This window comes from Pedobacter sp. MC2016-24 (assembly GCF_015223055.1).
Lineage (GTDB): Bacteria > Bacteroidota > Bacteroidia > Sphingobacteriales > Sphingobacteriaceae > Pedobacter.
This window is the reverse complement of the sequence record NZ_JADFBX010000003.1, coordinates 277,320-289,609: the sequence shown is the minus strand read 5'-3', so window position 1 is coordinate 289,609 and position 12,290 is coordinate 277,320. Positions and strand designations below refer to the sequence as shown.

General features: G+C 41.5%; 10 protein-coding genes. 4 read left to right on the top strand and 6 right to left on the bottom strand.

Going from position 1 to position 12,290, the window contains the following annotated elements; translation table 11 throughout:
- Window positions 1-12: 12 nt before the first annotated feature.
- A complete protein-coding gene (locus IM797_RS09665) occupies window positions 13-1,935 on the bottom strand; it encodes a HAMP domain-containing sensor histidine kinase (RefSeq protein ID WP_194126908.1) in 1,923 nt (640 codons plus the stop codon).
- A gap of 446 nt (window positions 1,936-2,381) precedes the next feature.
- On the opposite strand from IM797_RS09665, the gene IM797_RS09660 reads away from it, so the two are divergent.
- Window positions 2,382-3,923 carry a L,D-transpeptidase family protein gene (locus IM797_RS09660; RefSeq protein WP_194126907.1) on the top strand — a complete coding sequence of 514 codons (1,542 nt, stop codon included), beginning with the start codon at window positions 2,382-2,384 and terminating at the stop codon, window positions 3,921-3,923.
- Here IM797_RS09660 and IM797_RS09655 read toward each other — a convergent pair.
- A complete protein-coding gene (locus tag IM797_RS09655) occupies window positions 3,920-4,726 on the bottom strand; it encodes a murein L,D-transpeptidase catalytic domain family protein (protein ID WP_194126906.1) in 807 nt (268 codons plus the stop codon). The two genes, IM797_RS09660 and IM797_RS09655, sit on opposite strands and share 4 nt — an antisense overlap.
- 219 nt (window positions 4,727-4,945) lie before the next feature.
- Between IM797_RS09655 and IM797_RS09650 the strand changes: the two genes are divergently transcribed.
- From IM797_RS09650 to IM797_RS09640, 3 genes are read left to right on the top strand one after another with little or no spacing between them, the layout of a single operon-like run.
- Window positions 4,946-6,313 (top strand): hypothetical protein, encoded by a 1,368-nt coding sequence (locus tag IM797_RS09650; protein WP_194126905.1) that lies wholly within the window; start codon window positions 4,946-4,948, stop codon window positions 6,311-6,313.
- A gap of 9 nt (window positions 6,314-6,322) precedes the next feature.
- The gene (locus IM797_RS09645) at window positions 6,323-6,994 is read left to right on the top strand and encodes a hypothetical protein (protein WP_194126904.1); all 672 of its coding nucleotides are present in this window, start codon (window positions 6,323-6,325) and stop codon (window positions 6,992-6,994) included.
- A 47-nt stretch (window positions 6,995-7,041) separates the two neighbouring features.
- A complete protein-coding gene (locus IM797_RS09640) occupies window positions 7,042-7,425 on the top strand; it encodes a hypothetical protein (protein ID WP_194126903.1) in 384 nt (127 codons plus the stop codon).
- A 69-nt stretch (window positions 7,426-7,494) separates the two neighbouring features.
- On the opposite strand, the gene IM797_RS28595 is transcribed toward IM797_RS09640, so the two are convergent.
- Genes IM797_RS28595 through IM797_RS09620 form a run of 4 tightly spaced genes read right to left on the bottom strand, consistent with a single transcriptional unit; the run spans window position 7,495 to window position 12,286 of the window.
- A complete protein-coding gene (locus IM797_RS28595; protein ID WP_194126902.1) occupies window positions 7,495-8,670 on the bottom strand; it encodes a thioredoxin family protein in 1,176 nt (391 codons plus the stop codon).
- 5 nt (window positions 8,671-8,675) lie between these two features.
- Entirely contained in the window at window positions 8,676-10,094 is a 1,419-nt protein-coding gene (locus tag IM797_RS09630; protein WP_194126901.1) for a PKD-like family lipoprotein, read from the bottom strand.
- 10 nt (window positions 10,095-10,104) lie between these two features.
- Window positions 10,105-10,839: a DUF4843 domain-containing protein gene (locus IM797_RS09625; RefSeq protein ID WP_194126900.1), complete on the bottom strand. Its 735-nt coding sequence runs from the start codon at window positions 10,837-10,839 to the stop codon at window positions 10,105-10,107.
- A gap of 13 nt (window positions 10,840-10,852) precedes the next feature.
- A complete protein-coding gene (locus tag IM797_RS09620; RefSeq protein ID WP_194126899.1) occupies window positions 10,853-12,286 on the bottom strand; it encodes a RagB/SusD family nutrient uptake outer membrane protein in 1,434 nt (477 codons plus the stop codon).
- Window positions 12,287-12,290: the final 4 nt, after the last annotated feature.

The following is a 12,290-nucleotide window of genomic DNA, read 5'->3' as shown; positions in this document are numbered from 1 at the left end:
AAATGCTAAATTCTATTTCGGAAAACTAAAACTAAATGTTGCCCCTTCATTAACTACACTTTTCAGCCAGATCTTACCCCCGTTTGCCTTTACAAATTTCCTGCTCAGACTCAAACCAATACCAGTTCCTTTTTCTCCTTCGGTACCAAAAGTGACCTGGAGTTGATTGGAACGAAAGCTCAATTGCTGTGCCTCACTAATTCCAACGCCTTCATCTTTTACCGAAAAAGCCATTTTACCAATAGTATGCATTTCATAGGCCAGCACCGTGATTTTTCCCTTCGGAAAACTGAATTTGATGGCGTTAGAAATCAAATTGCGAATGATGAAGTCAAAATGATCCACATCGCCTTTAATCGAAATACCAGCAGGAACCTGGTTGTCAACAATCAAACCTTTATCCATGATCTGGGAATGCAACAACTCTACATTTTTCAAAATAACGGGTCTGGGATCAAAATGTACGCTCTTTACGGTAATGCCCTTAAGTTGTGCCCTTCCCCAGGACAACAAAGACTGGAGTATTTCACCGGCACGCTCTCCCTGTTTTTTCATCAAACCAACCATTTCAGATTGCTCGCTGCTTAAATTCTCCGTTTCCATCAAAGCAAGCATTTGGGTGATGCCACCAATCGGCGTACGCAGATCGTGTCCAATGATAGAGAAAAGCTGATCTTTAATGTAATTTGATTCCGCAAGTTTTTTGTTGAGCTGCCTGGTTTTATACAAGTACATCCAGAGTATGGCCAATAAAGCCAAAACCGTAATGCCAATAATCGTCCAGCTGTTCCGTTCAATTATTTTTCGCTGATGAAGCACTTTACGTTGCTGAAACAACAGCTCCTGTTGCTCAAGCTCATAATTTACTTTAACTACCTGATCTCTGTTTAAACGCCTTTCCTTAACCTGCTCATCCAGCAAAACCCGGTGCTGATCTAAGGCTTGTAAAGCACTTTCAAATTGATTTCTCCGCCTGTAAATTTCGCTCATGCTGTTGTAAATGTCAGCCAGCAGTTTCTTTTCTCCCATCCGTCTGGCAATCACCAAAGCCATATTCAAATGATCCATACTCTGCTGCGGCTGTGCCAGGCCAAAGCTACGGGCAATCCCCATCAAAGCTTCTGCTTCCTGTACAGGCAATTGCGCTTTTTTTGCGCTATCCAGCGCCTCAAAATAATACCTTAAGGCCTCATTTTTTTTCCCGATAGAATCCTGAATCGCTGCTGCAATGAGTAAAAAGTGTAGTTGCTGTAAGGATAAACCCGCATGGCTGGCCAATTTTATACCTTGTTTATTGTAATATATGGCTTTCTGCAAAGCACCGATGCCCAGGTAAGTTGAAACAATTTCTTTAAGTACTGATAAATAAGCTGCCGACAAGCTATCCTTTTCCAGCGACTGTACTTTTAAATAATGCTGCAAAGCAGCCTGCTGATGATCATTAGCGGCATAGACCTGCGCCATACTCAGTTCATATTTTATAAATCCCTGATGATCTTTTAACTTTTTATACAACTGCAAAGCGTGATTTAAACTCACATTTGCGGCCTCCTCCTGTTTGGCACGTCCTTCAAGTACTCCCAAACGGATATAAGCAGCTGCAGCATTCCGGGTCATGCCTAAACTGTCATACAATACAATCACTTTTTTCTGATATCTGATGGCCTGGGCCGGGTAGCCAATTTTTTCATTGATGATCGAAATTCGCAGCAAGACCTTTGCCTCAGCTTCCGGATATCCCAATGATCTTGACAAAAACAGCGCATCTTTGGCGTAAGATACAGCCTTACCCAGCATGTTTTTTTTCAAACAACTGTCACTCTGTTTAATTAATTTCAAAACTGCCGTAGTATCTTTTGTACTACGCCAACTAACTTCCGCTGCTGCTGCTATGTTGACGTAGAAAAAGGCAAACAGTAAAAATTTCAAATACATAAAGACTAGGATAATATCATTCACAGATTTCCTGGCCTGAAATATACACAAAAGCTTACTGAAAACTAAGGAAATTCATCCTCAATTCTAGGTAAAAAACACTTTTTAAATGTTGATTTAACATTAATTAACAAATGAAGATCAAAGATTTCAATCTTCTATAATCAGGGCATTTTTCATTTCATATCCTATCCATAGCCAGATCAGTAAATATACAAGGGCTGGTAAAAGTAAGAGGCTGTCTAACATCTTCAAAGTTTTGGTTTGCTCGTTTAATTAATTGGTTGATTATGCTAGTTACTAATTTTTCTTCAGTTAAGCGAATGCAAAATTAAACCTGAACAAAATGAATGGATTTTATTGAAAAACAGGCCCTGATGAATATAAAGCATAGTAATGCCAAACAAAATACCCTGAAAGTATATTGTATGTTAAAAAACCTTTAAATGCCTAAGACAAATTTGAAAATTGGAAAAATAGTATTGCTGTCTCTCATTGTTTTCTGTACAGGAATTTTTCAATCCTGTAAAAAAAGCAAATCAGATATCGGCAAAGCGCTCTTTCAGGAGACCAAAAACAAAGTATTCAAAAATATAGCACCTGATGCCTATGCCGAAGTATTCAAGAAAGTACTGGCAAAGGAACAGGCCAAACTGGGCAATCCCAGGTTCATCACTTCATTTTATGAAAAGAACGACAACGATCCTGTTCTTGTCATGCGGTACCTGCCCCAGGCGCAACTCAAATCACTTGCAGCGCGCCTTAGCCAGGCAGGATCACACGGCCTTTCTCCTGAAATGTTTGATGCCAGCCGTTTTAACCAGTTGCTGAGCAAAATCTACGATAAGAAAGCGATCAACACGGTTGAAGATGCTTACCAGACGCTCGCAGAACTGGAAATCACTACCGCCAATGCATTGATTAATTACAGCAATGCACTGCAGTTTGGCGTGATCAGTCCAAGAAAAATCTATGCGCAATATTACACCAAAACCAAACGCCCTGATAGCGCCTCTATCCAGGCCATCATGGAAGTTAAGGCATTAAAGACGTATCTGGATAGCATCCAGCCTAAAAGTGCGCCTTACCTCGCGCTGCAAAAAGCACTGGCTGCGGGCACCGTTGCCCCGGGAATGGACAAAGCAGAAACCGCGAAAGTGATTGAAGTAAACCTGGAGCGTTTGCGCTGGAAAAACAGAAACGACGACAAAAAATTTGTCCTGGTAAACATTCCGGATTACCGGCTGGACGTGATCGAAGATGGCAAATCTGTACTCAACATGAAGGTTTGCGTGGGTGAAGGCAGGAAGCTCAGTGCAGCTGACCAACTCCAGACCTATGACGAGCAAGACCTGAAGAAAGACAGGCCCTTCAACCGGGAAACACCGCAGCTGGGCAGTATGATCCATAGCGTTCAAGTCAACCCGGTATGGAACATCCCGGAAAGCATCGCCACCAATGAAATCAGCAAATATGCCGCTGCCGATAAATACTACCTGGCCAATAACAATATTGATGTTTTTAAGGACGGCAAGCTGGTAGACGACCCCGAAACCATCAACTGGACTGCGGGTAACGCCGGCAAGGTGTATACCTTTAAACAGCGTCCCGGCAATGACAATTCCCTGGGCAAGATCAAATTTCTGTTTGACAATGAAAGTTCAGTCTATCTGCACGACACGCCGGCAAAGGAAATGTTCAAATTGCCAGTCAGAGCAGTAAGCCATGGTTGCGTAAGGGTAGAACAGCCCCTTGAGTTAGCTAAGGCCTTATTCGGCGAGGGTACAAAATTTGAAACCATCAGGAAAGAAATGGCCGAAACCAAAAACCAGGAAGCCAAAAACCTTTCATTGCCCAATAAGACGGCCATATACCTGGTTTATTTTACCTGCTGGGCAGATGAACAGGGCAATTTGCAGTTCAGGAAAGATGTTTACGGACAAGACGTTGTTTTGTATTCCTACCTGCAAAAAGTTAAAGCAGGCTAATCGCGAAAATCAACCATTGGCGCGCTATGATTGGCACTTGCCAGTGTAGCCGCCATATGCTCATCCAGATACTTAGAACTGTAATTCTGTGAAGTTGAGTTGATAAACAAGACTGTCTTCCCTTCAATGGTATTGATCACTTCGTCGGCCAGTTCAGGCGCTACTGCCGGGCAACCCAGGCTACGGCCCAATCTGCCCAGTGCGTTGATGGTACCCTGGTTCACATAAGTTGCACCATGTACCACAATATCGCGCTTTCTTGCGTTAGAATTGAATCCATCATCCATGCCATCCAGGCGTAAGGAACGCCCATGCTGCCCATGATATACCTCTCCCGTCACATAAAAGCCTAAACTACTTTGAAAAGAATCATTGGTATTGCTAAACTTTACCGCTTTATCCTCACCACTACGCTGCCCATGTGCCACCCAGGTATTCAGCAGCAGTGTACTCTTGTTCAAATCCACAATCCATAAGCGTTTCTGTTTACTGCTCATGTCCAGGTCGGCAATAGTGAGTACAGCTTTGTTGCTGTCAATTTTGCCAGAATTGCGCAGGTTATAAAAACCAGTCACCGCTTTTTCAAACACCTGCATGGTCAGGCCACTTTGTGCCAGATGCGCGGTATCATAAATGCGTTTTACATAAGCATCGTATTGCAGGTCATGAACGGAGAGGGAATCTTTAGGCACCCTACCATTTTTAGCTGCAGCCAGATTGGGATCTGCAGAAATAAAGCTAATAAGAGTTAAAGCAAATAAAACAGAAAGGCATACTGCAACATCGAAAACGTACTTCTTCATATGATTTAGTTTAAGCAACAACTATAAAATACTATACTTTTTGAGCTACGAATTTAGATTTTGTTTATCTTTTAATAAACAAACCTATACAAATATAAGATTACCAAAATGATCAATGCACTCTTTTTGAATACATTACTTAAAAATGACTTTGCCGGCTCCAGGATGTGGTACAATAGTTGCCTTCATCAAAAGAATTAACGAAGCGCAGATCAAACCATGGCCAAAGAAATCAAAGCAATCAAATGTCCGCAATGTTCAAGCACTTCAAAGACAGAAATTAAACCCGACGTATACCGCTGCAACAACTGTCAGACTGAATATTACCTGGATAATGACGACCTCACGGTTAATTACAACCACAATTATGCAAATACGCCAAAATCTTCACCTGATCAAAATCCGATCAAAAATACGATCACTGGTATTGCAGTGCTCGTGGCGGCAATTGTAATATTCGTTCTATTCCGTATCATCTTTTCCGATTCTCAATCCAGCACTTCTTCAACAGCTACAGTAAGCGAAGAAAAAAAGGAAGAAGTGATCCCCTACGAGACCAAAAAAATCGGCGAATACGTCTTCAGCCAGGTTAACACTCAGGATCCTATTGTGCTGTATGTTAGCCATCGCGAGTACCGGGACCCCAAAGATCATCAAAAAACAGGGGTATACTTTTTGTTTTATAATGCCTTACAAAAGAAACTTGTAAAAGAAGTCAAACTTGCGGATGAACTCACAAGTAACAATCTAAAATTCAGGACTTTTTCAGATGGCAAGGTGTATTTCATGCTGCAAAATAACCTGTACAGATTAGATCAGGATGGCCTCTCGGTAATCGAAGTGGGAAGCACCTATTTCAAAGCGCAAGCTAAATTTGAGGTGGGCATCGTAAGTGCTGATTTCGATTCCGACAACCGGGGTGATGCCCTCGAAGTATCCACCAACGATGGCAAGAAATTTTATTACTATCCACTCATTCAAAAAGTATATAAAGCAGGTACAGATGACCGGGCAAGAGCCGAATGGGGCTTTAAAAACTTGTTGTCGGTTGCTAAAAAGAAAAAGTACCATACCTTCAGCACCCAAAGTTCAGACTTTCCCGACGAGAAGATCCAGCTGTTAACGGTGAGTTATCTGGATAACGGACCCGGCCCAAAGAAAACACCGGGCAAGATGTCCTGGTATAAAGACTATTTTGCGGCAGGGGGAAACGGGTTTTATACCGATAGAGATCCTTATGTGAAATCCTTGTTTGGCGTTTACGAGGAAGCTGCCTGCCGGATCTATGGCGCTAAAGACCTCACTCCTGGCCGGAATTACTTTTCTCCCAATATCGCCTTTGAAGATGACAGCACCCTCCTGATCGAAATTAAAGGAGATGCCAGCAAAACCGAAAATTATAAGCTGCAAAAGATCAACCATAAAAATGGCCAGGTAGAATGGACAACAGCCCTTCCCGGTTGCTGTTTTCGTGAACGGCTCGTTAAATTTAAGAACGGCTATATTGGATCATTAAGCGACGATAACTACATCATATTTGACCTTAATGGCAAGATAATTGACAAACAAATTCGTTTATCTATTTAAAATACACCTATGTTATTTAACACTGAATTATTAGACCGGTTAGAACGTAATGAAGCTTTAAAAAAAGCCTATGCCGGGCAAGGCAGCTTCGGACAAAACAAACTCATTGCCCTACCCATTGTTATCGCATTTCTGTCCGCATTTATTGCCTATTCGTTGTATGGCATTTCCAAAACAGACCCCAGTTATTCCATTTATGTGCTCATCAGTACTGTGGTTGTCGTAGTTTGTATTGTAGCCGTTGTCATGATGCAGGCCAGAGCTAAAAAAAGCGTATTGGCTAACCTGGATGAGGTTAAAGCCTGCCTGGCTAAAAAAATATACGGCAATGACCAGACACAAGTGTATTACAGTATTTACACCCTGGGCAAAATGCGGCACGACGCAGATTTCCTGGAAAGCATAGCTGACAAAATTTTCAACATTGAAGCTGAGCCAGACAAACAGCTTCAAAATAAAATAAACAAGTTATTTCAAGCTAATCTGGAAGGAATGAATGCCGCACCAGTTCTACTTCCGGTAGAATTCACCTATGGTGAGCAGGTTTACAAAAAAGAATTCACGTTTTCCGCACTTAATCAGCAAATGAAAGAAAACATACAGCAAAATAACGATCAGTTTATTGTTTTGTCCTTTCATAGCGGAAGTGCCATTCTGCTGAGAGATATACCTGAGTTTTAGTGAACATGATAAAATCATACCGTTAAACAAACATCAAATTATTCCATATGAAAAAGACCATTCTAATTTTTGTATTGCTATGTGCTGCTTTTGTTTCAAAAGCAGATCAGCTCCAGGCTTTAACACAAGCGCAAGCAGAAGCCGCGGTTACCTATCTTAAAAAAGAACCTATTGTCATTTTGTGGTGCAGCTGTTGCGATAATGAAACACCTAAAAAAATCACTGTCAGCGAGGTGTTTTACAAAAAAGATAGTGACGGAAAATATTATTCAGTAATCTTAAAAGGTAAGGATGAAAACGGAAAGGACGTGGAAGAATATGTAGACCTTGCCTATGTATTTGTAAAAAAAGGCAAAAAAGCACGCAGCTTAGGTCAGGTATTAAAATTTGACTGCGACCCTTGTACCAAACCATTCGACTGGTCGGTTTAAGTTTACAACCGTATCATATTGCGTTATCAAGCCCTCGTATGCCTTTCAGTATACGAGAGCTTGCTTAGTTTAACGGGACAACTCCACCATGGTAGAAAGCTCCTTAACGGCAGCTTCATCCGGCCACACCAATCCACTTTCCTTAAAGCGTATTTTGCCATTGCCATCAATGATAAATTTTGCCGGAATTCCCTTCACACCAAATGAAGACACTGCAGGATTGGCTTTTGTAACGGGGTCTTTAACATCCATGTATAAGGGCAGATCCAGGTTATGTGTCAGCAAGTAATTCACAGCATCCGATTTAGGATCTTTAACAGTCTCCCAGGTATGTATAAAAAGAAACTTTACATTCGGATCATTCTTGTATTTTTTGACCAGCATTTGCATCGCCGGAAGTGATTTTTTACAAGGTCCGCACCAGGTCGCCCAAAAATCAAGAACAACGATTTTACCCTTAAAATCTGACAGTGACACTGTTTTGCCCTTGATGTCTGTCACTTTAAAATTTGGCGCCTGCTCATCGAGCATTTTGGCAGCTATCGTTGTCTTGTATTTTTCTTCAAACTGATTGGTCAATGCTGCGAGGTATGCATTTGAATCTTTCCCCGGATTCACTTTTGCGTAGGCACTTTTTAATTCGGCCTTATAATTATCATCGGCTAAACCTGCCAGTACTGCTTTTTCCAGCTCTGGAAACGCTTCCTTGTATCCGCCTGTTTTGCTCATCAGGTAGTAATACTCTGCGGTCAGGCGCGCAGGTTTTCTTACAGCCTGCTCATAACATGCTTTGATCGCAGCAAAGGCTTTTTTATAATCTCCCTGCTTATCCATTACCTGACTATACAGATGCAACACGAACTGACGGTCTTCCGGAGCATTTGTTGAATTTGCCAGTTCTTGCTCAATTAAAGTTTCTGCAGCTTTCAAATCGAAGGCCATGATTCCTGTCGCCACCGATCCTACATACATGATCCTTGCAGTTTCTACGATCTTGTTAAAATGGAACAAAGCTTTTGCCGAGTTTTTTGTAACAACAAAATTATCTACAAGTATAGCCCTGTATTGGTCAAAACTATCGCCAGGGTGTGCTTTCACCAGTCTTTCAAGAATCGCTTCTTTTTTTAAAGGATCAATGAAGATCTTCAAAGAATCAAGACTTGCCTTATAGGCAGGTTCTGCCTGCTGACTGTATCCTGAGTATCCTGTAAACAGGATCGCGATGAACATAAGTATTTTTTTCATATCGTCTACAGATTTTTCCTGGCCTCGGCCACTTGTACAATCTCACCAAAGCCGGTAAATTTCTTAGTGTAAGTACCGTTGCTAAATTCTCCCTGAGCATTGATGTCGAAATAATAAACTTCACCCGCGCCACCATTATTCACACCGATCACCAATTGTTTACTGGTCGTTCTTTTCATTTCAATATCTTTAATTACATATCCAGCTGGGAAGGTGTAGATCAATCTTGCCGCTTTAGCGAGCATGTCGTATAAATATACCCTATTGCCAACAGTATAATAAAGTTGTTTTAATATGGAGGAGGTCGCAAAGTTTGTTGCACTACCAATTTCCGGACTATTTACCATTTGTTGATTAACACCAGGAAGGGTACTGCCAAATGCATCATACGTCAAAGACATTAAGTAGCGTCCGTTATTGTCTTCCATGATGAAATACCACTCAATTTCTTCCTCGAATAATGTTGATATGCCACGATCATGCGCAATCATTTTTCTTCCCACATTTGCCATGTCAAACGAGCCCGTTGTTTTAGGTGCATCTTCCAGAATTCTTGAAAATATACCCATTCGCATAAAGCGCATTTTGGCATTATTATAAAAATAGGTAATGTCATAAGTGTTAGGAAACACACCCGGGAACAGGTCATAGTCGCCAGGAATGCGTTGGCTGAAAGGCTTAATATTGTCTGAAGCCGTGCCTGAAATGCCAGCATATAAACTGCCATCCGCAACAATGAACTGGTCAAATTTCGAGGTGTTCAATATAAACACTGGTGCAGTTTTAAACGGAAGTGGCGTAGCCAAATTCGGAAGTATGGAACTTTTATCGCCAAGCTCCAGCCAGTCGTTCATATTAAACCGATACACATTTTGATCGCTGAAGTAATAGAAGAAACCACCTTTTCCAAAATTATATACGGCCAGGGCCTTACCCGGATAGCTTTTATTATTGGCCACTTCCATAGGGTTGTCAAAAATGACATCATCTGTCCGGATTAAAGAAACTTTACCTTTTCCATCCTTATTATTGACAATATACCAACCATCGGGATAGATACCAGTTACGGTAACGGTATAACGCTTCATCGTATAAATACCATTTCTATTACTCGTTATCCTGTAAGTCATTAAATAGGTACCAGGACTTAATGTCACTTTGAGGCGCAAATTTTGAGATGTAGCAATCACAGTTGAATCAATTTTCCAACTGTAGGTAAATGATTCACCCGCAGGCATCGTTTGTACCAATGTTGGTGTAATGATCAGCGAATCCCGTTGAGCTACCGTGAAACTGGTTGTTGCATCTGTAATCTTAACGTCGTTGATTTGCTCATATTGAAACAGTTGATTGTCTTTACGGCAGGCAAATGTTAGCATGATTGCTACAATCATGCTAAGCTTAAAAAAATGTTTTAAATGCATAATATCTAAATTAAGGGAAAGAAATCGGGTTCTTGTTCTCATCTAACAATGGGCCATTTGCGGCTTCATAAACCGCCAGTGCATTTCTTAGCGTTACGGGGAAGTTTAGGTAACCGTCCAACCCGATATTATCGTAAGAGAAATCTGTGATACCCAGCACCTTAACCATGAACTTGTACTTTTCGGCGCTAAATTCCCCAAAACTTGCATCAAGAACATCCCAATAAGCAGGTCTAACATACATACTCGATACATCGATCTTCAGATATCTAAAGTTTTCCTCCGTCTGAATGGTGGTGGTCGCTGGCGTCTGGCCGAGCGTACCTAAAGTAAAGTCCTTGGTTTCTGCCGGCTCCAACACAATTCTATACACATTGCTTGCCATCCCAACAGAGTTGATCAGTACAAGGGGATAGTTAAATGTGGAGACTCCAGCTGGAATGGTCACTTCTTTTAGCTCAAAATCCACGCCTGCCGTTGCCGTTGTTCCTGCAGCTGTTTTCAGTAGTACGATACGTGGCTGATTGGGCAGCTTGCCAGTAAGCCTCAAGGGTATATACATCGTATCCCTTGTTTTCATAGTTTTTTGAAAGGCAAAAGAGTAACTTCTTACTGCTGTGGTATGTAATTGTTGATAGGTGTAAGCAAAAAAACTAACGCCATCTTTTCCTTGATAGGTTTCTACCGCTTCTTTCTTACAAGAAAAAAAGGAGAAGACCATCGTCACATATAATAAGTATTTCATAATACGAGTGTGATTAATTAGCATAATTCGGATTAAATTGAAGTTCAGAATCTGGAATTGGGAGTACATACTGCTCCGGTGCCATGTTAACATTACGGAATTGCATTCTTGAGGCTTTGATGCGTTTATAGTAAAAGAACAATTGTCCTTCCGCATAAAATTCCTTCTGATACTCTTTGGTAATCTCGGCTTTAAGCGTCACTGCGCTGAGCGTATTTGGCAAAGCATTAATTCCGCGGTTTAAGCGAACTGTATTTAAATACCCAACGCCGGCAGCAGGTGTAGACGCCGTTTCGGCCAGGATATAATACATTTCTGAAACACGTATGCCCGGTACGTACTGATCAAGTAAATTGTCGGTAATTGTGGTTGTAGCAGTGGAGGCCTGCCAGAATTTAGAAGGAAACGTGACTCCTGCATCCTGCTCAAGTCGATAAGCAAATCTGAAATCTGAACCGCCACCACTGCTCGTTTCATAAAGTGTAGCAAAATTAGTAGTACTACGTGTAAGCGTTAGGCTGGCAGAACCCCTAAATCTAAAATAAGCTTGTACCGTTGGCAGTATATCCCTAACCCTGATCATGAACACCTGCTCATTAAAATACAAGCGGTCACGTATCGCCAATCCCTGAGCAACAACGCTGGCTTGTGCCTGGGTTACAAAAGGATATTTTCCTGAGTTGACTACTATAGTTGCAGCAGCCGCCGCGCCAGTATTATCGCCGCTATACAACATGATTCTTGCTTCCAGTGCTTTTACACCATAATAATTAAGCTTATTCCGCCTGGTACGCAAATCGCTGGTCACAATCGGATCAACAGTTAAGAGCAAACTCTCCGCTTCCTTGAGGTCGGCCAGGGCAAATTTAACCACATCGGCAGTTGTTGCCGGCGGATTTGCGTTTTGGCTAACGTCTTTTTTGTAAGGGATGGCTTTTAGATTCGCCCCCGCAGTATATTCAGGCCCAAACATCCGTAACAAATCAAAATGTATAAATGCCCTTAAGGCCAAAGCTTCACCACGCAATAATGCATAAGAATCATTTGTTAACACCGAGCGGTCGGTCTCTGTGTGGATAATTATTTTATTGGCTGCGGCAATTGCAGTATAACTGGTAGACCAAATGTCATTCGTATAACCGATGACTTCTGTCGAAGTATAGTTCAAAAGTTGTGTCTGTTGTAGCTTAACTGAAGATCCTAGATCAAGTGTTGCATAATTTTGAGCCAGTGCAGAAACGAAGCCCATGGAAAGGTTATCTCCGTAAAGCTGTTTACTGGAAAGTTGACCATAAATACCTGATAACGCCTGCTGGAAACCGACTTCTGAAGTAAACAATTGCTCTTCCGACAAACTTGTTTTTGGCGTTACATCCAAAAACTTTTTACAACTAAAAGACGTTGCACATATGGCCACAATTCCTATTATTAATGTTGTTCTTTTCATTGTG